At 66.5% G+C, this 21,335-nt stretch carries 15 protein-coding genes; 14 read left to right on the forward strand and 1 reads right to left on the reverse strand.

Annotated elements, in window-relative coordinates:
• Window positions 1-3 precede the first annotated feature (3 nt).
• The 14 genes from murD (at window position 4) to I6F37_RS13465 (ending at window position 20,342) form a co-directional block, all read left to right on the forward strand.
• A complete protein-coding gene (murD, locus tag I6F37_RS13400) occupies window positions 4-1,404 on the forward strand; it encodes a UDP-N-acetylmuramoyl-L-alanine--D-glutamate ligase (RefSeq protein ID WP_225151458.1) in 1,401 nt (466 codons plus the stop codon).
• Between the two features lie 160 nt (window positions 1,405-1,564).
• Window positions 1,565-2,716, forward strand: coding sequence for a putative lipid II flippase FtsW (ftsW, locus tag I6F37_RS13405; RefSeq protein WP_225112584.1), 1,152 nt, complete (start codon window positions 1,565-1,567; stop codon window positions 2,714-2,716).
• A gap of 113 nt (window positions 2,717-2,829) precedes the next feature.
• A complete protein-coding gene (murG, locus tag I6F37_RS13410) occupies window positions 2,830-3,933 on the forward strand; it encodes an undecaprenyldiphospho-muramoylpentapeptide beta-N-acetylglucosaminyltransferase (protein ID WP_225151725.1) in 1,104 nt (367 codons plus the stop codon).
• 149 nt (window positions 3,934-4,082) lie between these two features.
• Window positions 4,083-5,486, forward strand: a complete 1,404-nt coding sequence (gene murC / locus I6F37_RS13415) for a UDP-N-acetylmuramate--L-alanine ligase (RefSeq protein ID WP_225151460.1) — start codon at window positions 4,083-4,085, stop codon at window positions 5,484-5,486.
• A gap of 4 nt (window positions 5,487-5,490) precedes the next feature.
• Window positions 5,491-6,408 (forward strand): UDP-N-acetylmuramate dehydrogenase, encoded by a 918-nt coding sequence (gene murB, locus I6F37_RS13420; protein WP_225151462.1) that lies wholly within the window; start codon window positions 5,491-5,493, stop codon window positions 6,406-6,408.
• Window positions 6,409-6,558: 150 nt separating this feature from the next.
• Window positions 6,559-7,545: a D-alanine--D-alanine ligase gene (locus tag I6F37_RS13425; RefSeq protein ID WP_036028358.1), complete on the forward strand. Its 987-nt coding sequence runs from the start codon at window positions 6,559-6,561 to the stop codon at window positions 7,543-7,545.
• Window positions 7,546-7,895: 350 nt separating this feature from the next.
• Complete coding sequence (locus tag I6F37_RS13430) at window positions 7,896-8,924, forward strand: cell division protein FtsQ/DivIB (protein WP_225151464.1); 1,029 nt, start codon at window positions 7,896-7,898, stop codon at window positions 8,922-8,924.
• Complete coding sequence (gene ftsA, locus I6F37_RS13435; protein ID WP_036003557.1) at window positions 8,921-10,243, forward strand: cell division protein FtsA; 1,323 nt, start codon at window positions 8,921-8,923, stop codon at window positions 10,241-10,243. The genes I6F37_RS13430 and ftsA overlap by 4 nt, the downstream gene beginning before the upstream one ends.
• Window positions 10,244-10,330: 87 nt before the next feature.
• Window positions 10,331-12,118, forward strand: a complete 1,788-nt coding sequence (gene ftsZ / locus I6F37_RS13440; RefSeq protein WP_074447532.1) for a cell division protein FtsZ — start codon at window positions 10,331-10,333, stop codon at window positions 12,116-12,118.
• Window positions 12,119-12,482: 364 nt separating this feature from the next.
• Window positions 12,483-13,445 (forward strand): UDP-3-O-acyl-N-acetylglucosamine deacetylase, encoded by a 963-nt coding sequence (gene lpxC, locus I6F37_RS13445; protein ID WP_109144668.1) that lies wholly within the window; start codon window positions 12,483-12,485, stop codon window positions 13,443-13,445.
• Between the two features lie 242 nt (window positions 13,446-13,687).
• Window positions 13,688-14,578, forward strand: coding sequence for an outer membrane protein assembly factor BamD (locus I6F37_RS13450; protein WP_036003576.1), 891 nt, complete (start codon window positions 13,688-13,690; stop codon window positions 14,576-14,578).
• A 13-nt stretch (window positions 14,579-14,591) separates the two neighbouring features.
• Entirely contained in the window at window positions 14,592-16,265 is a 1,674-nt protein-coding gene (gene recN, locus I6F37_RS13455) for a DNA repair protein RecN (protein ID WP_036003579.1), read from the forward strand.
• Window positions 16,266-16,429: 164 nt separating this feature from the next.
• On the forward strand, window positions 16,430-18,583 hold the full coding sequence (gene ligA, locus I6F37_RS13460) for an NAD-dependent DNA ligase LigA (RefSeq protein ID WP_225151466.1): 2,154 nt from the start codon (window positions 16,430-16,432) through the stop codon (window positions 18,581-18,583).
• A 310-nt stretch (window positions 18,584-18,893) separates the two neighbouring features.
• Window positions 18,894-20,342, forward strand: a complete 1,449-nt coding sequence (locus I6F37_RS13465) for a cell wall hydrolase (RefSeq protein ID WP_225151468.1) — start codon at window positions 18,894-18,896, stop codon at window positions 20,340-20,342.
• A 107-nt stretch (window positions 20,343-20,449) separates the two neighbouring features.
• On the opposite strand, the gene nadC is transcribed toward I6F37_RS13465, so the two are convergent.
• The gene (gene nadC, locus I6F37_RS13470) at window positions 20,450-21,328 is read right to left on the reverse strand and encodes a carboxylating nicotinate-nucleotide diphosphorylase (protein WP_036003588.1); all 879 of its coding nucleotides are present in this window, start codon (window positions 21,326-21,328) and stop codon (window positions 20,450-20,452) included.
• Window positions 21,329-21,335: the final 7 nt, after the last annotated feature.

A 21,335-nucleotide genomic window follows, 5' to 3' on the forward strand; every position in this document is an offset into this window, starting at 1 on the left:
TCGATGATCCCCGTCACGTCCTTCGCCGGCAAGACGGTCGCGGTGTTCGGCCTCGGCGGCTCGGGGCTCGCCTCCTGCCATGCGTTGAAGGCCGGCGGCGCCGACGTGATAGCCGCCGACGACAATGCCGAGAACGTCGCCAAGGCCGCGCAGGCCGGCTTCATCACCGCGGACTTGCGCAACGTCTCCTGGGCGCAGTTCGCCGCGTTGGTGCTCGCGCCCGGCGTGCCGCTGACCCATCCGGTGCCGCATTGGAGCGTGTTGAAGGCGCGCGAGGCAAGCGTCGAGGTGATCGGCGACATCGAGCTGTTCTGCCGTGAGCGGCGCCGCCATGCGCCGGACGCGCCGTTCGTCGCCATCACCGGCACCAACGGCAAGTCGACCACGACGGCGCTGATTGCTCATCTGACCAAGGTCGCCGGCTACGACACCCAGATGGGCGGCAATATCGGCACCGCAATCCTGTCGCTGGAGCCGCCGCGCATGGGCCGCGTCCACGTCATCGAGATGTCGTCCTACCAGATCGACCTTGCGCCCTCGCTCGATCCCTCCGTCGGCATCCTGCTCAACGTCAGTGAGGACCATATCGATCGCCACGGCACGATCGAGCATTACGCCGTGGTGAAGGAGCGCCTCGTGGCCGGCGTGCAAGGCGGCGGCACCTCGATCGTCGGCGTCGATGACGGCTATTGCCGCGATATTGCCGACCGGCTCGACCGCGCCGGCAAGAACGTCGTGCGCATCTCGGTCAAGAATCCGCTCGCGTCGGGCATTTACGTCGAGCACGGCACCATCGTGCGCGCCGCGGGCGGCGCCCGCAGCGAGGTCGCCGCGCTCGGTGGCATCGGCTCGCTGCGCGGCCAGCACAACGCGCAAAACGCGGCCTGCGCGGCTGCTGCCGCGCTCGCGATGGGCATCAGCCAGGACGTGCTGCAGAACGGCCTGCGCAGCTTTCCGGGCCTGGCGCATCGCATGGAGCAGGTCGGGCGCCGCGGCAACGTGCTGTTCGTCAACGATTCCAAGGGCACCAACGCGGACGCCACCGCGCATGCGCTGTCGTCCTTCGCCGACATCTTCTGGATTGCCGGCGGCAAGCCGAAGGCCGGCGGCATTACGAGCCTGACCGGGTTCTTCCCGCGCATCCGCAAAGCCTATCTGATCGGCGAAGCCGCGCAGGAGTTTTCGGGCACGCTGGGCACACAGGTCGGGCACGAGATCAGCCAGACCCTGGACGTTGCGGTCGAACACGCGGCCCGCGATGCGGAAGCCTCTGGCCTCACCGATGCCGTCGTGCTGCTGTCGCCCGCCTGCGCCTCCTTCGACCAGTACCGCAACTTCGAGATCCGCGGCACCAAGTTCCGCGAGCTGGTGCAAGCGCTGCCGGGTGTGCAGCCGGTGGTGTGAGCTTGGGTAGAACGAAGCGAAACCCATCGTTCTCGCGGTCTATTGACCGGTTTCGCTTTGCTCTATCCATTCTACAATTCCAAACATCCGCACTTCCTTAACCCTGCGGTAACCAACCTCGGCGACCAATGAACGGACCTCTGTCCGAAAGCGGCCGCCCATGCTCTCCCGTGAAGAACGCACCCCCTTTTCCGAGTGGTGGTGGACCGTCGACAAGCCGCTGATGGGCGCCATCCTGGGGCTGATGCTGACCGGGGTGATCCTGTCGCTGGCGGCGAGCCCGCCGGTTGCGACCCGCATCGGGCTCGATGCCTTCCATTTCTTCAGCCGCCACGTGCTGTTCCTGGTGCCGTCCTGCATCGTGCTGCTCGGGGTGTCCTTCCTGTCGCCGCGCGCGATCCGCCGCTCGGCGCTGATCATCTTCGCGGCGAGCATCGTCCTGATCGTGCTCACGCTCGCCTTCGGCCCGGAGGTGAAGGGCTCGCGCCGCTGGATCACGCTGCTCGGCGTCAACATCCAGGCCTCCGAGATCGCAAAGCCGTCCTTCGTCGTGATCGCGGCCTGGCTGTTCGCGGAATCGACGAGGCGCCCGGAGATGCCGGCGACCTCGATGGCGGTGATGCTGCTGCTGATGCTGGTCGCGCTATTGGTGATGGAGCCGGATTTCGGCCAGACCATGCTGGTCCTGATGGTGTGGGGCTCGCTGTTCTTCATCGCGGGCATGCGGATGATCTGGGTGTTCGGCCTCGCAGGTCTCGGCGCGGCCGGCCTGTTCAGCGCCTATCTGTTCGTTCCGCACGTCGCGGGGCGCATCAAGCGCTTCATGAACCCGGCCTCCGGCGACACCTTCCAGGTCGATACCGCCATGGAGGCTTTCTACAACGGCGGCTGGTTCGGGCTCGGACCGGGCGAGGGCATCGCCAAGCGCAGCCTGCCGGACAGCCACACCGACTTCGTCTTCGCGGTCGCGGGCGAAGAGTTCGGCATCATCCTGTGCCTTGCGATGCTGGCGCTGTTCGCCTTCGTCGTCATGCGCACGCTGTCGCGCGCCTATGCCAACGAGGACATGTTCTCGCGCTTTGCGGCCTCCGGGCTCGCGATCCTGTTCGGCGTGCAGGCGGCGATCAACATGTCGGTGAACCTGCAGCTCATCCCCGCCAAGGGCATGACGCTGCCCTTCATCTCCTATGGCGGCTCCTCGATGGTCTCGCTCGCCTATGGCATAGGCATGATGCTGGCGCTGACGCGGCTGCGCCCGCGCACCGAGGTCGAGGCGAGCGGCCACGCCGAGGCGATGCGCAGTTACGCGTGAGCCGTCATTTGCGAGGAGCGAAGCGACGAAGCAATCCAGGCTGTCTCCGCGGAGGTGGTCTGGATTACTTCGCTTCGCTCGCAATGACGAGAAAGACCCTGTAAAACTCCCTCATTATGGACACGTCCCCCCTGATTCTTCTCGCCGCGGGCGGCACCGGCGGCCATCTGTTCCCGGCCGAGGCGCTCGGCGTCGAATTGATCCGGCGCGGCTATCGCGTCCGCCTCGTCACCGACGAGCGCGCGCTGCGCTATAGCGGGCTATTCAGCAAGGACATGATCGACGTCGTCGGAAGCGAGACCGCGCGCGGCCGCAATCCGCTTCAGCTGGCCTATGCCGGCCTCACGCTTGCCGCCGGCACGCTGTCGGCCTACGCGCTGATCAAGCGGCTGAAGCCCGTCGCCGTCGTCGGCTTCGGCGGCTATCCGACGCTGCCGCCGCTGGTCGCGGCGAAATTCGCCGGCGTGCCCGGCATCATCCACGACGCCAACGCCGTGCTCGGCCGCGCCAACCGGTTCCTGTCGAGCCGCGTGCGCGCCATCGCGACGTCCTTGCCCGGTGTGCTCGATCGCGATCCGGCGCTGGCAGGCAAGACCACGACCGTCGGCACGCCGATGCGTCCGGCGATCCTCGCGGCCGCCGCGGTGAAGTATGCCGCGCCCGAGCCGAACGGTCCGCTGCGTCTGCTCGTCGTCGGCGGCAGCCAGGGCGCGCGCATCATGGCCGACATCGTGCCTAGCGCGATCGAGCGGCTCGAGCCTGCGCTGTGGAGCCGTCTCGTCCTCACCCAGCAGGTGCGCGAAGAGGACATGAGCCGCGTGCGCGCCGTCTACGACAAGCTCAAGATCAAGGCCGAGCTCGCGCCGTTCTTCACGGATCTGCCGGCGCGGCTCGCCTCCAATCATCTCGTGGTATCGCGCTCCGGTGCGGGGACCGTGGCCGAGCTCGCCGCGATCGGCCGGCCCTCCATCCTGGTGCCGTTGCCGGGCTCGATCGACCAGGACCAGTTCGCCAATGCCGGCGTGCTGGCCAAGGTCGACGGCGCGATCCGCATCCCGCAGACCGAGTTCAGCTCCGACCGGCTGGCATCCGAAATTTCTGGCTTCGCCGCCGAGCCGGCACGGCTTGCCGCCATGGCGGCGGCGGCGAAGGGGGCGGGGCGGCTCGATGCGGCCGAGCGGCTGGCGGATCTCGTGGTGAAGACCGCGGGAATCTGACGCCTGTTCCGGCCCGAATGGCCAAAAAAGCCACTTGTCATGCCCCGCGAAAGCGGGGCATCCAGTATCCGACGCAGTTGATTTGAATCTCTGGCGTCGCGGAGTACTGGATCGTCCGCCTTCGCGGACGATGACCCCAAGGAAACCACATGAGACTGCCGCGCGAGATCGGACCCATCCACTTCGTCGGGATCGGCGGGATCGGCATGAGCGGCATCGCCGAGGTGCTGGCCAATCTCGGCTATGCCGTGCAGGGCTCGGACGCCGCCGACAATTACAATCTCGACCGTCTGCGCAAGAAGGGCGCGAAAGTCTCGGTCGGCCACAAGGCCGAGAATATCGACGGCGCCGAGGTCGTGGTCGTGTCTTCCGCGATCAAGCGCGACAATCCGGAACTGATGGCGGCGCGCGAGAGGCGCATTCCCGTGGTGCGCCGCGCCGAGATGCTGGCCGAGCTGATGCGGTTGAAGAGCTGCGTCGCCATCGCCGGCACCCACGGCAAGACCACCACGACGACGATGGTCGCCACGCTGCTCGACGCCGGCGGGCTCGATCCGACCGTGATCAACGGCGGCATCATCAACGCCTACGGCTCCAACGCGCGGCTTGGCGCCGGCGACTGGATGGTGGTCGAGGCCGACGAGAGCGACGGCACGTTCCTGAAGCTGCCGACCGATGTCGCGATCGTCACCAATGTCGACCCCGAGCATCTCGATCACTTCAAGACCTTCGAGGCGGTGCAGGACGCGTTTCGTCACTTCGTCGAGAACCTGCCGTTCTACGGCTTTGCCGTGATATGCATCGATCATCCCGTCGTGCAGAGCCTCGTCGGCAAGATCGAGGACCGCCGCATCATCACTTATGGCGAGAATCCGCAGGCCGATGCGCGGCTGGTCGATCTCACCGCCGGCGGCGGCGGCTCGAAGTTCAAGGTCGTGATCCGCGACCGCAAGAACGGCACCACGCACGAGATCGCCGATCTCGCGCTGCCGATGCCGGGCCGGCACAATGCCTCGAATGCGACGGCGGCGATCGCGGTCGCGCACGAGTTCGGCGTGTCGGACGAGGCGATCCGCAAGGCGCTGGCCGGCTTCGGCGGCGTCAAGCGCCGCTTCACCAAGACCGGCGAGTGGAACGGCGTCACCGTGATCGATGATTACGGCCATCACCCCGTGGAGATCGCAGCCGTGCTGAAGGCCGCGCGCGATTCTTACACCGGCAAGGTGATCGCGGTGGTGCAGCCGCATCGCTACACCCGCCTGCAATCTCTGTTCGAGGAGTTCTGCACCTGCTTCAACGATGCCGATGCGGTCGTCGTCGCCGACGTCTATGCTGCCGGCGAGGCGCCGATCGAAGGCATCGACCGCGACCATTTCGTCGCCGGCCTGCGCGCCCACGGCCATCGCGAGGTGATCCCGCTGCCCAATGCCGGCGAACTAGCCAAAATCGTTCATGGCATCGCCAAGAGCGGCGATCTCGTTGTGTGTCTCGGCGCCGGCAACATCACGCAATGGGCGTATGCGCTGCCGGACCAGTTGAAGGCGCTGGGGTAGCGCGGTGGGATTTCCCGACATCACCCCTTCACTCAAAGCCGCGATGCCCGAGCTTCGCGGGCGGCTGCTGGCGAACCAGTCGCTGGCCGAGCTCACCTGGTTTCGCGTCGGCGGTCCCGCGCAGGTGCTGTTCACGCCGGCGGACGAGGACGATCTCGCTTACTTCCTGGCGCATCTCGCCTCCGCCATTCCCGTCTACGTCATCGGGGTCGGCTCCAATCTGATCGTGCGCGACGGCGGCATTGCCGGCGTCGTCATTCGTCTCGCGCCGCGCGCCTTCGGCGAGGCGACTGCGAGCGGCGACATCGTCACCGCCGGCACGGCTGCGCTCGACAAGCGCGTGGCCGAAGTTGCGGCCTCCGCCAATATCAGTGGGCTCGAATTCTATTTCGGCATTCCCGGCACGATCGGTGGTGCGTTGCGCATGAATGCCGGCGCCAATGGCGACGAGACCAAGGACGTGCTGGTCGAGGCGAGGGGCGTCGGGCGCGACGGCACCAAGCACGTCTTCTCCAACGCCGACATGAAGTTCGTCTACCGCTCCAGCGGCGTCGATCCCTCCATCATCTTCACCTCCGCGCGCTTTCGCGGCGAGATCAGGGACGCGGAGGCGATCCGGGCGCGCATGGCGGAGGTGCAGAGCCATCGCGAGACCGCGCAGCCGATCCGCGAGAAAACCGGCGGCTCGACCTTCAAGAATCCGCCCGGCCATTCCGCCTGGAAGCTGATCGACGCCGCCGGCTGCCGCGGCCTGCGCGTCGGCGGCGCGCAGGTCTCGGAGATGCATTGCAACTTCCTGATCAACACCGGCGAGGCCACCGCGCACGACATCGAGACGCTGGGCGAGACGGTACGTGCACGCGTGAAGGCGAATTCCGGAATCGAGCTACACTGGGAAATCAAGCGGATCGGGGTTTCATGATTTCCGTCATTCCGGGGCTCGCGAAGCGAGAGCCCGGAATCCATAGGGCGGCGGAGTTCGTGGATGAATGGATTCTCAGGTGCGCAATTGCGCACCGTAGTTCGCGACTACGTCGCGCCCCGGAATGACGGAACGAGAGAGACTATGAACATGCGCATCACCATCCTCTTCGGCGGCTCCAACCGCGAGCGTCTCGTCTCGGTTGCCACAGCCCAGGCGCTGCATCAGGCGCTGCCCGAGGCTGACCTCTGGTGGTGGGACGTCGAGGACAAGGTGCACGTCGTGCAGTCGAAGCAGCTGCTCGAGCATGCCCGCCCGTTCGAGGACGAATTCAAGCCGGGCACGCGCGGCGTCCCGCTCGCGCAGGCGCTCGACCGGGCCAAGGCTGAGGATCGCGTGCTGGTGCTCGGCCTGCACGGCGGGCGTGCCGAGAACGGCGAATTGCAGGTGATGTGCGAGGCGCGCGGCGTGCCCTTCACCGGCTCGGGCTCGGCGTCGTCGCATCTGGCCTTCGACAAGATCGCAGCCAAGCGCTTCGCCGCGCTCGGCGGCGTGACGCCGCCGGAAAATCTTGCGCTCGATGATATCGACGAGGCTTTCGCCGAGTATGGAAGGCTGATCGCAAAGCCCGCGCGCGACGGGTCGAGCTACGGCCTGATCTTCGTCAATGCCAAGCAGGACCTCGTCGCTGTCCGCAACGCAGCGAAGCATGAAGAGTACGTCATCGAGCCCTACATCGCCGGCGTGGAGGCGACCTGTGGCGTGCTGGAGCGCACCGACGGCTCGATCATCTCGCTGCCGCCGATCGAGATCATTCCGGGCGAGGGCAATTTCGACTACGCGGCGAAATATCTTCTGAAGTCGACCCAGGAGATCTGCCCCGGCCGCTTCGCACCCGAGATCACCGCCGCGCTCCAGGCGCAGGCGATGCTGGCCCATCGCGCAATGTCCTGCACCGGCTATTCCCGCTCTGACTTCATCGTCTCGGACAAGGGCCTCGTCTATCTCGAGACCAACACGCTGCCCGGGCTGACCAAGTCCTCGCTCTACCCCAAGGCGCTGAAAGCCGAAGGCATCGAATTCGTCGACTTCCTGCGCGGCTTGGTCGAGCTCGCCTGCCAGCGCGTGCGGAAATAGTCAGGACTGGTTAACGGCCGGACCGGCGAAACGGGCCGGTTTGGTGGCCAAAACCGGTAAAATGCCGGACATCGCGGCGCAAATGCCAGATATCGCGAGGCAAAATGCGCAGGTCGTTAACGAATTTTACCTTTTGTTTACCAGGACGTCCGAAGGTTAACGCTGGCGGCGCATATGGCGCTTTGGCTGCCGGCGCGTGAGCTGTCGCGGGTGATGTCACCCCCAGCGAACGCTTTGAAGGGGAGAGGTTTTCTTCTGCTGAAGACCAGCACCCGGCCCGGCAGGTCCGAGACGTCATGTTCGCCAGGATCCGCGCGATGTCGCGGGCAAACTGTTGACGAGCTCGTGCAATGGATGGTGCAGGACGCCTCACCCGATCGGTTTTGAGATCGCTGAGGCCTCAAGCTGACCTGAAGGCGGCCGCTATCGGAGCGGTCGTGCTTCTGCGCGAGTGGGTGCAGGTCAGGCGCGAAGCGGCGCGCGCCGCCGCCAGGGACAAGGCCAAAGCCAAAGCCCAGGCCAATGCCGCTGTCGAACGCGAGCCGCCGCCGCGCCTGGTCGCGCTGGTCGAGCGCTATCTGCCGCGCCGGGTCGGCCTCAGCATGACCGTGCTGCTGTTGATCGGCAGCTGCGGCTTCGGCATCGTCAAGGGCGGCCACCTCCAGGATTTCGTCACCGCGGTCAGCGATGCCCGCAATGCGCTGGCCAATTCCGCCGGCTTCCGCATCACCTCCGTCGTCATCAACGGCCGCAAGCAGCTGACCCAGGACGAGATCCTCGCGATCGGCGGCGTCAGCGGCCGCTCCTCGCTGCTGTTCCTCGATGCCGAGGCGGTGCGCGACAAGCTCAAGGCCAATCCCTGGATCGCGGATGCGACCGTGCTGAAGCTCTATCCGGGCCAGCTCATGATCGAGCTCACCGAGCGCAAGGCGTTCGCGCTGTGGCAGGAGGCCGGCCGGCTCTCCGTCATCGCCGACGACGGCGCCGTGCTCGAGCCCTATGTCTCGCGCCGCTTCCTGTCGCTGCCGCTCGTGGTCGGCAAGGGCGCCGAGACCCAGGCCCGCGATTTCCTGGCGCTGCTGGCGCGCTACCCGCAGGTCCATTCGGTGACCAAGGCCGCGATCTACGTCGGCGAGCGGCGCTGGAACCTGCGGCTCAAGGACGGTCTCGACATTCGCCTGCCCGAGCAGGACGTCGGCAACGCGCTTGCGATGCTGTCGAAGCTCGACAAGGAGGACAGGCTGTTCTCGCGCGATATCGTCGCCGTCGACATGCGCCTGCCGGACCGGCTGGTGGTGCAGCTCTCCGAGGACGCCGCCAAGGCGCGCGAGGAGCTGTTCAAGGACAAGAAGAAAAAGAAGGCCGGGGATTCCGCATGACCGGTCTCGATCGCACCCAGACGCCGAAGACGCGCCCGATGCCGCACAAGCGCGGCGGCATCGTCGCCTGCCTCGACATCGGCACCAGCAAGATCGCCTGCATGATCGCGCGGCTGAAGCCGTCGCCGCCGAGCGATGCGCTGCGCGGCCGCACCCATGCGGTGGAATTGATCGGCTACAGCCAGATCCAGGCGCGCGGCATGAAGGCCGGCGCGGTGATCGATCTCGGCGAATGCGAGCAGGCGGTGCGCCAGGCCGTCGGGCTTGCGGAGAAGATGGCCAAGGTGCGGGTCGAGTCCGTGCTGTTGTCGGTCTCCGGCGGCCGGCTCGCCGGCCAGCTGGTCGAGGCTGCCGCCGACATTCGTGGCGGCGCCGTGACGCCGGCCGATGTCAGCCGCGTCACCTCCACCGGCATGCGCCACGCCACCGGCGAAGGCCGCACCGTGCTGCACGCCCTGCCGGTCGGCTACACGCTCGACGGTGTCAAAGGCATCCGCGATCCCCGCGGCATGGTCGCGCACCAATTCGGCGTCGACATGAACGTCGTCACCTGCGACGCCACCGTGGCGCGGAACCTGATGCTGGCGGTGGAGCGCTGCCACATCAATGTCGAAGCCATGGCAGCGAGCCCCTATGTGGCCGGACTCTCGGTGCTGACCGACGACGAGGCCGATCTCGGCGCCGCTGTCGTCGAGATGGGCGCCGGCACCACCACGATTGCCGTTTATTCGGGCGGCCGCTTCGTGCATGCGGCGGGTTTTGCGGTCGGCGGGCAACACATCACGATGGATCTTGCGCGCGGACTCTCGGCGACCATTGCCGATGCCGAGCGAATCAAGACCTTATACGGCACCGTCATCACCGGCGGATCGGACTCGCGTGAGCTGATGTCTGTGCCGACAGCCGGTGACGAGCAGGATCTGCCGCAGATCGTCTCCCGCGCCACCATCGCGAACATCGTCAAGCACCGTGCCGAGGAAGTCTTCGAAATGGTTCGGGACAAGCTGAAGGATTCGCCCTTCGCCGCAGAGCCGAACGGCCGCGTCGTGCTCTCGGGCGGGGCCTCGCAGCTGACCGGCCTCGTCGATCTCGGCACCCGGATTCTCGGCCGGCCCGTGCGGGTCGGTCGTCCGCTCGGTTTCGGCCGGCTTCCCAACGAGGCGAAGAACGCCGCGTTCGCGGTGCCGGCCGGACTTCTGGTCTACCCGCAATATGTTCACCTCGAACATGTCGAACCGCGGCATACGCGGCAGCAGATCAAGACAGGGACCGGCGGATATTTCGGAAAGGTCGGACGATGGCTACGCGAGGGCTTCTGATGACCCCTTTCCGCAATCTTCGATTTTCACCAACTCCCGCGGCCACCGGCCGGGGCGAACCCACGCGCGCGTGATCGAGAGGCAACCATGACCATCAGCATCAATGTTCCTGATATTCACGAACTGAAGCCCCGGATCACCGTGTTCGGCGTCGGTGGCGCCGGCGGCAACGCCGTCAACAACATGATCACGGCGGGCCTGCAGGGCGTCGACTTCGTGGTCGCCAACACCGACGCGCAGGCGCTGACGATGTCGAAGGCGCAGCGCATTGTGCAGATGGGCACGGCCGTCACGCAAGGCCTCGGCGCCGGCTCGCAGCCGAACGTCGGCGCCGCGGCAGCGGAAGAGGTGATCGACGAGCTGCGCGACCATCTCTCGGGCGCCAACATGGTGTTCGTCACCGCCGGCATGGGCGGCGGCACCGGCACGGGTGCAGCTCCCGTCATCGCCAAGACCGCGCGCGACATGGGCATCCTCACCGTCGGCGTGGTGACCAAGCCGTTCCACTTCGAGGGCCAGCGCCGCATGCGCACGGCCGAAGCCGGCATCTCCGAGCTGCACAAGGTCGTGGATACGCTCCTGATCATCCCGAACCAGAACCTGTTCCGGGTCGCCAACGAGAAGACCACCTTCGCCGACGCCTTCGCGATGGCCGACCAGGTGCTCTATTCGGGCGTCGCCTGCATCACCGACCTGATGGTCAAGGAAGGCCTGATCAACCTCGACTTCGCCGACGTCCGCGCCGTCATGCGCGAGATGGGCAAGGCGATGATGGGCACCGGCGAAGCCTCCGGCGACAAGCGCGCGCTGACCGCCGCGGAAGCCGCGATCGCCAACCCGCTGATCGACGACTCTTCGATGAAGGGCGCCAAGGGCCTCCTCATCTCCATCACCGGCGGCAAGGACCTCACTTTGTTCGAGGTCGACGAAGCCGCGACCCGCATCCGCGAGGAAGTCGACCAGGACGCCAACATCATCGTCGGCGCCACCTTCGACGAAGCGCTCGACGGTCTGATCCGCGTCTCGGTGGTCGCCACCGGCATCGAGCAGGCCGCGATCGCCCGCAACAGCCAGGCCACCTCTGCGCCCGTCGCCAACCCGGCACCGCAGATGCAGCAGGCTGCCGCCCCGGCCGCCGCCGCCGAGAGCCGTCTCGCCGACCTGACCGCCCGGCTGCGTGCCGACAATCAGCGTCTGGCCGAGCGCGCTCAGAAGCTGGAAGCCCAGACCCCGGCCGCCGCGCCGGCTCCGGCTGCCGCCGCGCCCCGTCCGAACGTCGAGCGTGCTGCGCTCGCCGCGATCGCCGCTGCCGTTTCCGAGGTGCCGCAGCCGCCCGCGCCACAGACCTATGGCGACGTCACCGTGCGCCCGATCGCGCAGAAGCCGACCCTGTTCCCGGAGGCCGACATGGCCCCGGTCGCGGTGCAGGAGCCGATGACGCCTGATACCTTCATCCCGCCGCAGGCCGAGCGTCCGGCCCGCGCGCCGCGCATGCCGCGAATCGAGGAGCTGCCGATGCCGGCGCAAGCCGAGATTCGGCAGGCCCGCGGCGAGGCTGAGGAGGAGACCCCGCAGAAGACCCGCCTGTCGCTGCTGCAGCGCCTCGCCAATGTCGGCCTCGGCCGTCGCGACGAGGAAAGCGAGCCACCGGTCGCGGCCCGCACCGCCGGTCCCGCCATGCCGCCGCTGCCCGAACGCCGGCCGCAGAAGACCGTGGCCCAGCAGATCGCGTCCAACGAGCCGGTATCGGAGTATGCCCGCCGTCCCGCGCCGCAGGGTCTGGATGTCCATGGCCGCCCCGCGCCTGTTGCGCCGGCGCCACAGGGTGACGACCATCTTGATATCCCGGCCTTCCTGCGGCGGCAGGCGACCTGAGGATTGTTACAATAAGGCAGACGAAAAAAGGTCCCGGCGAGGAGCTCGCCGGGACCTTTCCTTTTGTCCCGGGCATGTCCGGATTGAGCAGCCAAACAACTGATTTTAAATGATTAATTACGGCTTCGGTGGTTCAGTAGAACTGCCGATAGCGGTCCCGAAACCCGGCGCAATTTGGTTAAGCCTTGGCGCGAATACGGCAGGTTTGGGGTAACAATCGGTAAAAAAGCGTGAGTTGGCGCTGTTTGAGGCTGCAACTATGGTTTGCCGTGACTTGGGGATACGGAGATTCGGTAGCGTCGGCTCTGGCCGGCCAAGCAGGTCTCGTATAAGTCGCAGTGGGTCTTAGTGGGGCGGGTTCCTGATGAAATTTAGCCGGCAAACAACGCTTCGTGCGCAAGCCTCTGTGGCAGGCGTGGGCGTTCATTCCGGTCTTCCCGTCACTCTCACGCTTGGGCCTGCGCCTGTCGACGCGGGTTTTATTTTTGTCCGGACCGGACTTGAGGGAAGTGACCGCGAAGTTCAGGCCACCGCCGAGCAAGTGATTGCGACTGACTTTGCCACGGTCCTCGGCGACCGCAACGGTCCGCTCGTGTCCACTGCCGAGCATGTGCTTGCTGCACTGCGGGGAATGGGTGTCGACAACGCCACGATCGAGATCGACGGTCCCGAAGTCCCGATCATGGACGGCAGCGCCGCCGCCTTCATCGCGGCAATCGACCAGGCCGGCATCGTCACCCAGCCGGCGCAGCGCCGTTTCATCCAGGTTCTGAAGCCGATCTCGGTCAAGATCGGCGACTCCTTCGGCGAGGTCAGGCCCCACACCAACGGGTTCCGCGTCGAGGTCGAGATCGATTTCACCAATCCCGTCATCGGCCAGCAGGCTTACGCCTTCGACCTCAATCCGGAAGGTTTCCGCCGTGAAGTCGGCCGGGCCCGGACCTTCGGCCTGATGTGCGACGTCGCGCGGCTCTGGAGCGCCGGCTATGCCCTCGGCGCCTCCTTCGACAACACGGTCGTGTTCGACGACGAGCGGCTGCTCAACACCGAGGGCCTGCGCTACGCCGATGAATGCGCCCGTCACAAGGTGCTGGACGTGATCGGCGACCTTTCGCTGGCCGGCCTGCCGCTGCTTGGCGCCTACCGCTCGGTGCGTGGCGGTCATAAGCTCAACCACGCCGTCTTGACGGCGCTGCTCGCCGACCGGACCGCCTGGCGGGTGGTCGAGGGCGAGGCTGCCCGCCGCACCACGCGTGCCGTGGGCGAGGTCGGTCGTGGCATCGTCGGCGGCCGGGTCGCTGCGGCCTTCGGACCGGATGTGTCCTGACGCGGCCTGTCGCCTTCGGAACGTGGTTGGCGGCCCCGGGAAACTCCTGGTAACCATGATCGGCTAGCATTGCGGCAGGTTCGCCTTAATCCGGGCGAAATGCCTCCCTATCCGGTTCGTTAACGATCGTTTTTCGGATACATCGGCGTGGTCGCGTGGCAGGCACCACGGTTACATTTCGCGCCCATGAGGGGTTCGTGGGCTGGCGGACACCGCATCACAGGGCGTCAGGGCTTAAACTCATGTCGGCACAGCGTATGACGCGCGGATTTTTTTCGGTCTCGTCGCGAGCCCGCGGGCTGATTCAGGCCGTCACCTTCATCGTTCTTGCGCTGCCGCTCGCCGGATGCGGCACGGGCGCGCTCTGGGACAAGTTCACCGCCAAGGATGACACCTTCGTCGAGGAGCCCGCCGACAAGATCTACAATGAGGGCCTGTACCTCATGAACGAGAAGAAGGACATGAAGGCGGCGAACAAGAAGTTCGAAGAGGTCGACCGTCAGCATCCTTATTCCGACTGGGCCCGCAAATCGCTGCTGATGTCGGCCTATGCGTCCTATCAGGGCGGCGATTATGACGGCTGCATCGGTGCCGCCACCCGCTACGTCACGCTGCATCCCGGCAGCCCGGATGCGGCCTATGCGCAATACCTGATCGCCGCCTCCCATTACGACCAGATCCCGGACATCAGCCGCGACCAGACCCGCACCGAAAAGGCGATCGCCGCACTGGAAGAGGTGGTGCGCAAATATCCGAACTCGGAATATGCGACCTCGGCCAAGGCCAAGATCGAGGGCGCGCGCGACCAGCTCGCCGGCAAGGAAATGAATGTCGGCCGCTACTACGCCCAGAAGCGCGACTACACGGCCGCCATCAATCGTTACAAGACCGTCGTGACGCAGTACCAGACCACTCGCCATGTCGAGGAGGCGCTGTTCCGGCTCACCGAGGCCTATATGGCGATCGGCATCGTTGGCGAAGCGCAGACCGCGGCGGCGGTGCTTGGGCACAATTTTCCTGACAGCCGCTGGTACAAGGACGCCTATAATCTTGTAAAATCCGGCGGTCTCGAGCCGAGCGAGAATCAGGGGTCCTGGATCAGCCGGACCTTCAAGAAGATGGGTCTCGGCTAGGAAATTTGGTTCCATGCTGGCGCGTCTGTCGATCCGTGACATCGTCCTGATCGAACGGCTCGATATCGAATTCGCCTCCGGCCTCGCGGTTTTGACCGGCGAGACCGGTGCGGGCAAATCCATCCTGCTCGATGCCTTTGCGCTGGCGCTCGGCGGCCGCGGCGACGCCGGCCTCGTGCGTCACGGCGCGGAGCAGGGGCAGGTCACGGCCGTGTTCGATGTCCCGAAGAATCACCCTGCGACGAAGATACTGGCCGAGAATGGCCTCGACGACACCGGCGAGATGATTCTCCGGCGCGTGCAGCTCGCCGACGGCCGCACCCGCGCCTTCATCAACGACCAATCGATCAGCGTGCAGACGCTGAAGGCGGTCGGCACCGCCCTGGTCGAGATCCACGGCCAGCACGACGAGCGCGCGCTGGTCGATGCCGCCACCCACCGCCGCCTGCTCGACGCTTTTGCCGGCCTCGAGAAGGACGTCGCGGCCGTCGAAGCGCTCTGGGATGCGCGCCGCACCGCCAACACCGCGCTGGAGGAGCATCGCGCCGCCATGGAGCGCGCGGCGCGCGAGGCCGATTATCTGCGCCACGCCTCCGACGAGCTGAAGCAGCTCGCGCCCAAGGACGGCGAGGAAACCGCATTGGCCTCCCGCCGCACCACCATGATGCAGGGCGAGAAGATCGCCTCCGACCTGCGCGAGGCGCAGGAGGCGGTCGGCGGCAATCATTCGCCGGTTGCCGCGCTCTCGGCGGCGGTGCGCCGGCTGGAGCGCCGCGGCGTCAACTCGCCGGCGCTGGTCGAGCCCGCGGTAAAGGCAATCGACGCGGCGATCAACGCGCTGGAGGAGGCCGATCAGCATCTCCAGGCGGCGCTGGCCGCAACTGATTTCGATCCGGCCGAGCTCGAGCGCATCGAGGAACGGCTTTTTGCTTTGCGTGCGGCGTCTCGCAAATATTCGACCCCGGTTGACGGCCTCGCCGCGCTGGCCGCCAAATACGCCGCCGACGTCGTCCTGATCGATGCCGGCGCCTCGCGCTTGAAGAAGTTGGAGCAGGCCGCGATCGAGGCGGACAGCCGCTATGCGGCGGCCGCCAAGAAGCTGTCGCTGGCGCGGCAGAAGTCGGCCGAGAAGCTCAACAAGGCGGTCAATGCCGAGCTTGCCCCGCTCAAGCTCGAACGCGCGAGGTTCATGACCCAGGTCGAGACCGACGAGGCTGCGCCCGGGCCGCAAGGTTTCGATCGCGTCGAGTTCTGGGTGCAGACCAATCCGGGCACCAGACCGGGGCCCTTGATGAAGGTCGCTTCCGGCGGCGAGCTGTCGCGCTTCCTGCTCGCGCTCAAGGTCGTGCTGTCCGACCGCGGCTCGGCGCCGACGCTCGTCTTCGACGAGATCGACACCGGCGTCGGCGGCGCGGTCGCGGACGCCATCGGCGGGCGCCTGGCGCGGCTTGCCGGCAAGGTCCAGGTCATGGCCGTGACCCACGCCCCGCAGGTCGCCGCCCGCGCCGACCAGCACCTGCTCATCTCCAAGGACGCCCTCGACAAGGGCAAGCGCGTCGCCACCCGCGTCAATGCGCTCGCCGCCGACCACCGCCGCGAGGAGATCGCCCGCATGCTCGCCGGCGCCGAGATCACGGCCGAGGCGAGGGCTGCGGCGGAACGGCTGCTCAAGGCGGCGACGGCTTAGGCTTGTGTCCCGGACGCGCGTAGCGCGAGCCGGGACCCAGAATGCCTGCCGCGGCATGGGCCCCGGCTCTGCAGCGCACCGCTGAAGGAGCGCTGCGCTGCGCCCGGGGCACGAGATTTCCACAAGCCTTTACCCTCCCGCCCGCTCCGTCGTATCCAAGCACCATGGCCAGAGCAGCAAAATCCAAAGCAACACCGCTACGCGACGTCGCCGAGCTCACCAAGGCGCAGGCCAAGGTCGAGCATAAGCGGCTCGCCCTCGAGATCGAGGGGCACAACGATCGCTACTATCAGGAGGACGCGCCCACCGTCACCGACGCCGAATACGACGCGCTGCGCCAGCGCCTCAACGCGATCGAGGCGCGTTTTCCCGAGTTCGTCACCGCGGACTCGCCCTCGCAGAAGGTCGGCGCCGCGCCGTCAGGGCGCTTCAAGAAAGTCCCGCATGCCGTGCCCATGCTGTCGCTCGACAACGCCTTTGCGGAGGAGGACGTGCGCGACTTCGTCGGCCGCATCGTGCGCTTCCTGAAGCTCGACGACGACAAGATCGGCTTCTCCGCCGAGCCGAAGATCGACGGCCTCTCGATGTCGCTGCGCTATGAGGGCGGCGAGCTCGTCACCGCCGCGACGCGCGGCGACGGTGCGGTTGGCGAGGACGTCACCGCCAACATCCGCACGCTCGAAGACGTGCCGCAGAAGCTGAAGGGCCGCAACATCCCCGACATCTGCGAGGTGCGCGGCGAAGTCTACATGACTAAGAAGGCGTTCCTGGCGCTCAACGAACGGCAGAAGGCGGCAGGCGACACCATCTTCGCCAATCCGCGCAATTCGGCCGCCGGCTCGCTCCGCCAGAAGGACCCGACCATCACCGCCTCCCGTCCGCTCGGGTTCTTCGCCTATGCCTGGGGGCAGATGAGCGCGATGCCGGAAGACACGCAGAGCGGCATGATCGGCTGGTTCGAGCGCTGCGGTTTCAAGACCAATCCGCTCACCAAGCTCTGTCACTCGGTCGAGGAACTGCTCGCCTTTCATCATGCGATCGAGGAGCAGCGCGCGCGGCTCGACTACGACATCGACGGCGTCGTCTACAAGATCGACCGCATCGACTGGCAGGAGCGGCTCGGCTTCGTCTCGCGCACGCCGCGCTGGGGTATCGCGCACAAATTCCCGGCCGAGCGCGCCATGACGGTGCTGCGGGACATCGAGATCCAGGTCGGCCGCACCGGCTCGTTCACGCCGGTCGGCAAGCTCGAGCCGGTGGGCGTCGGAGGCGTCATCGTGCAGAACGTCACGCTGCACAACGAGGACTACATCAAGGGCATCGGCAACAAGGGCGAGGTGCTGCGCGAGGGGCGCGAGATCAGGATCGGTGACACCGTGGTGATTCAGCGCGCCGGCGACGTCATCCCGCAGGTGGTCGACGTCGTCCTCGACAAGCGGCCGAAGACCGCCAGGGAATTCCACTTCCCGAAGAAGTGCCCGTGTCCGCTGCACACCGACGTCGTGCGCGAGGAGACGGCGACGGGCGAGGAGGGCTCGCGCGCCCGCTGCACTGGCGAGTTCGCATGTCCCTATCAGAAGATCGAGCATCTGAAGCTGTTCGTGTCGCGGCGGGCCTTCGACATCGACGGCCTCGGCGAGAAGCAGCTCCAGTACTTCTTCGACGAGGGCTGGGTGAAGGAGCCCGCCGACATCTTCACGCTGGAGAAGCGCAACGCGAAACTCAAGCTCGAGGAGATCGAAGGCTACGGCGCGACCTCCGTGCGCAACCTGTTCGGCGCCATCGAGAGCCGGCGCAGAATCGCGCTGGAGCGCTTCATCTTCGCGCTCGGCATGCGCCATGTCGGCGAGACCACGGCGCTGGCGCTGGCGCGCGGCTACGGCTCGTGGGACGCCTTCCATGATGCCTGCCTCAAGGTTGCCAAGGGCGACGAGGAGGCGATCGCGGACATGGACGCGCTCGACCAGATCGGCGACACCGTGATCAGGAGCATCGCCGATTATTTCGGCGAGAGTCACAATCGCGGCATTGTCGAACGCCTGACCAAGGAGGTCGAGATCGTCGACGCCGAGAAGCCGAAGAGCAATTCGGCCGTCGCCGGCAAGACCGTGGTGTTCACGGGCTCGCTGGAGAAGATGACACGGGATGAAGCCAAGGCGACGGCCGAGCGGCTCGGGGCCAAGGTGTCGGGCTCGGTTTCGAAAAAGACCGATCTCGTCGTCGCGGGCCCCGGCGCCGGCTCGAAGCTCGCGGACGCCAACAAGCACGGCGTCAAGGTGCTGACCGAAGACGAGTGGTTGAAGCTGATCGCCGAGTGAGGGGCGCGTTGGCCCCTCGCAACCGTCGTCATCGCACAGGCGCTCCCCCAACAGCTTCCCGTGATGGTACGCGGGGGCGCAAGAGCTCCTTCACCATTCGCGTTGACCCGATGTTTACCGCTTCACGTGAGGCCGCATTTACCAATGCGCGACGTCGCCCCGTGAAAACACCTGCATTCGCTTGAGTGTGCCGCCTGCGCAACGCCGATTAACGCCCCGGCAACCTAAATTGGATACTCACAATAAAGATCGAATTGCACGGATGTACTGAGTTCGATCGAACCAGCGTAAGCGTAGCGTGAGCGTATCGATGTCTGTGTTGCGTAACCATCCGAAGGGCGCGCGGTTCGCGTCCTTTGGCATCGGTCTCTGCATCTTCGCATTGATGCCGAGAGAGACCGGCTATCAGGACATTGCCTCGTTGCTGGCGCGCCAACCCGGCGTCGCCGAGCGGTGGCAGAAGCAGGTGTTCTCCGCTGCGTCCTCGATCCAGCTTGCCACCTACAGTTTTTCCCGCCCCATCGGCACCTCGGTTCCGCAGAGCGCGATGGTTCGGCTCGCGAGCCTCGACGGCGGCGACGTCACCGGCGCAATCCGCCGCAATCCGGCGCTTCAGGCACCGCCGCGCTACCACGCATCCGACTTTCCCAAGGTCGATCGCGCCCTGAAGGGCGATCGCCTCGCAATCGTCGCGCCGACGCAGTCGCCTGAGACGGCCGCGCCGGCTGCAGCACCAGCCAAGGAAGATCCCGCTACCTCGAACAGCTCGGTGTTCGGCGCCAAGACCGCCGCATGGCCGCCGGCGATGTCGCCGGAATCCGCGGCCCCGCTCGATCCCGAGCTGCAGGAGGCGATGCGCGCGCCGCCGCTGCCGCAATATTCCAATCCGCCGCAGGCGAGCGAGGCTGCGCGCGCGTTCGCGGTGCAGCCGCTGGAAGCGCTGAAGCACGCCACGGCGCCGGCTGCTCCCGCGCGCGATCCTTTCAGCGTCAAGACATCGAGCCTTTTCTTCGGCAGCTCCTCGCTGGGCGGCCAGATCGAGACCATCGAGAGCTGGCAGCCCGGCGCCGAGCCGCTGATCGTGATGCCCGACCCCGACATGAAGGTGACGGCCTCGCTGACCCCGCCGACGGCGGAGATCGCCAAGGACATCGAGAGCGGCGAGAGCGTCGCGCCCAAGGGCGAGGTCAACGCCGACAACCAGCGCGGCAAGTCGCCGGCGGAGCGGCTCGCGCTCGACGACAAGTCGCGCGCCAAGTCCGAGAAGTGTCTTGCCGAAGCCGTCTATTTCGAGGCCCGCGGCGAAGCCGTGCGCGGCCAGATTGCGGTGGCGCAAGTGGTGATGAACCGCGTCTTCTCCGGCAAATATCCTGACACCGTATGCGGCGCGGTCTATCAGAACAAGCACCGTCACCTGGCCTGTCAGTTCACCTTCGCCTGCGACAACAATGCCGACGTGATCCGCGAACCCGAAATGTGGGAGCGCGCCAAGAAGATCTCCAAGGCGATGCTCGACGGACAGATCTGGCTGCCCGAGGTCGGCAAGTCCACGCATTACCATGCCTATTGGGTCCGCCCGTCCTGGGTCGCCGAGATGAAGAAGCTGTACAAGACCGGCGTGCACACCTTCTATCGGCCGCGCAATTGGGGCGACGGCAGCGAGTTGCCGAGCTGGGGCACGCCGGCGCAAACCGCCGCGCTCTCCGCCGCGCTCGCGCAGGAAGCCAAGAGCTCCGCGGAGTTGGGCGAGCGGCGGTAGCTCCTACAAGTGATCGTCATGCCCGGGCTTGTCCCGGGCATCCACGTTCTTCGTAACGCATGACGTTGATGGCCGGGACAAGCCCGGCCATGACGCGAGAGGTGCCATCACGCCTCGATGTCCAGCGCACAATCGAAATTCGGCGCAGAATGCGTCAGGGCGCCGGCCGACGCATAGTCGACGCCGGTGGCCGCGATGGCGGCGATCGTGTCCAGCGTGACGCCGCCGGACGCCTCCAGCGCGACGCGGCCCGCGTTGAGCCTCACCGCCTCGCGCAGCGTCGCAAGGTCCATATTATCGAGCAGCACCGCATCGGCCATCCCGCTCTCGAGCACCTCGCGCAGCTGCGCCAGCGTGTCGACCTCGATCTCGATCTTGACGAGATGGCCGGCATGGGCGCGGGCGCGCTCCAGCACCGGGCGGATGCCGCCGGCCACCGCAATGTGGTTGTCCTTGATCAGGATCGCATCGTCGAGCCCGAAGCGGTGGTTGAAGCCGCCGCCGCAGCGCACCGCGTATTTCTCCAGCGCCCGCAATCCCGGCGTGGTCTTGCGCGTGCAGCAGATGCGCATCCTGGTGCCTTCGGTGCGGGCGACATAGTCCGCGGTGAGCGTGGCGATGCCCGACAGCCGGCCGACGAAGTTCAGCGCGGTGCGCTCCGCCGTGAGAATGGCGCGCGCCGGGCCCGAGATCGTCAGCACGTGCTGGCCGCGCGCAACCCGCGCGGCATCGCGGACATGTGCGCGCACCTCGATCTCGGGCGAAAGCTTCTGCAAGGTCGCGAGCGCCAGCGGCAATCCGGCGATCACGCCGGACTGGCGCGCGACCAGGATGGCTTGCGCGCGCGTCGCCTCCGGGATCGTCGCCAGCGAGGTGATGTCGCCGGCGCGGCCGAGATCCTCGTCGAGCGCGCGCTCAACGGCCGCCTCGATCGCGAGCGGCGAGAGGAAGGCATCGGGATAGAGCAGTGAGGTCGGGGTGATCATGGGGCCT

The sequence above is a fragment of the Bradyrhizobium sp. NBAIM08 genome (assembly GCF_020193935.1).
Taxonomy (GTDB): domain Bacteria; phylum Pseudomonadota; class Alphaproteobacteria; order Rhizobiales; family Xanthobacteraceae; genus Bradyrhizobium; species Bradyrhizobium yuanmingense.

Excerpts from the sequence above, each read along its gene's own strand:
- murC (WP_225151460.1), top strand. The coding sequence starts at position 4,083 with ATGAGACTGCCGCGCGAGATCGGACCCATCCACTTCGTCGGGATCGGC.
- I6F37_RS13465 (WP_225151468.1), top strand. The coding sequence starts at position 18,894 with ATGTCTGTGTTGCGTAACCATCCGAAGGGCGCGCGGTTCGCGTCCTTT.
- lpxC (WP_109144668.1), top strand. The coding sequence starts at position 12,483 with ATGAAATTTAGCCGGCAAACAACGCTTCGTGCGCAAGCCTCTGTGGCA.
- recN (WP_036003579.1), top strand. The coding sequence starts at position 14,592 with ATGCTGGCGCGTCTGTCGATCCGTGACATCGTCCTGATCGAACGGCTC.
- nadC (WP_036003588.1), bottom strand. The coding sequence starts at position 21,328 with ATGATCACCCCGACCTCACTGCTCTATCCCGATGCCTTCCTCTCGCCG.
- murD (WP_225151458.1), top strand. The coding sequence starts at position 4 with ATGATCCCCGTCACGTCCTTCGCCGGCAAGACGGTCGCGGTGTTCGGC.
- ftsA (WP_036003557.1), top strand. The coding sequence starts at position 8,921 with ATGACCGGTCTCGATCGCACCCAGACGCCGAAGACGCGCCCGATGCCG.
- ftsW (WP_225112584.1), top strand. The coding sequence starts at position 1,565 with ATGCTCTCCCGTGAAGAACGCACCCCCTTTTCCGAGTGGTGGTGGACC.
- ligA (WP_225151466.1), top strand. The coding sequence starts at position 16,430 with ATGGCCAGAGCAGCAAAATCCAAAGCAACACCGCTACGCGACGTCGCC.
- ftsZ (WP_074447532.1), top strand. The coding sequence starts at position 10,331 with ATGACCATCAGCATCAATGTTCCTGATATTCACGAACTGAAGCCCCGG.
- I6F37_RS13425 (WP_036028358.1), top strand. The coding sequence starts at position 6,559 with ATGCGCATCACCATCCTCTTCGGCGGCTCCAACCGCGAGCGTCTCGTC.
- I6F37_RS13450 (WP_036003576.1), top strand. The coding sequence starts at position 13,688 with ATGTCGGCACAGCGTATGACGCGCGGATTTTTTTCGGTCTCGTCGCGA.
- I6F37_RS13430 (WP_225151464.1), top strand. The coding sequence starts at position 7,896 with ATGGATGGTGCAGGACGCCTCACCCGATCGGTTTTGAGATCGCTGAGG.